Origin of the sequence: Pantoea sp. Pa-EAmG (assembly GCF_030024295.1) — a bacterium.
Lineage (GTDB): Bacteria > Pseudomonadota > Gammaproteobacteria > Enterobacterales > Enterobacteriaceae > Pantoea > Pantoea dispersa.
Window position 1 is genome coordinate 1 of sequence record NZ_JASEWO010000407.1, and the last position, 667, is coordinate 667.

At 41.2% G+C, this 667-nt stretch carries 1 protein-coding gene; it reads right to left on the minus strand.

Annotation, left to right across the window (positions count from 1 at the left end):
• A partial coding sequence (locus QMM04_RS22945) for a carbamoyl-phosphate synthase domain-containing protein (protein WP_282997196.1) occupies positions 1-230 on the minus strand: 230 nt, incomplete at its 3' end.
• Positions 231-667 lie beyond the last annotated feature (437 nt).

Genomic DNA, 667 nt, shown 5'->3' on the forward strand with positions numbered 1-667 from the left:
GCATGGATTTGGCTGGATTCTTCATCGGCGGCGTTAACGCCAACATTGCCGATATGGGGATAAGTGAGGGTAACGATTTGGCGGGAATAGGAAGGATCAGTGAGGATTTCTTGATAACCAGTCATTGACGTGTTGAAAACGACTTCCCCCACTGCCGACCCCGTTGCCCCGATGGCCCGACCGTGGAATTGGGTTCCGTCTTCCAGAACCAAGAGCGCTGACTTAATCAAAACATCCTCCAGGGAATAAACAGTCATAATATTTGCATATTAATTCAAAATACATGCCCGAATCAATGCAAAATCCGCCTGACTGCTCGAATTTTGGCAAATTGCGCGCATTCTAATGATCGACCTGTGGCTTGTCTACCCTGAGTGGTTATTTTTTTGTATTTTTAGAGCACTTGAATGTTAAAAACTGAGAAAGGCGATAAAAGAGTGAGGAAAGTGGGAAAAATAAACGGTTGCTGAGCGGCAATAATCGGAAAATCGTGCTACACCGCATAAATTTTTGACCAAATGGTCAAAATTGACGTCATTTTGAATCAAAATCGATCACAAACTCATTAAAACAAAGAACTCAGCCAATTAATAAACCTAAATTATCATTTTAAAGACAAAATAAAGGGCAATGAAAACATTGCCCTATTCAATCAACATCTTACCGA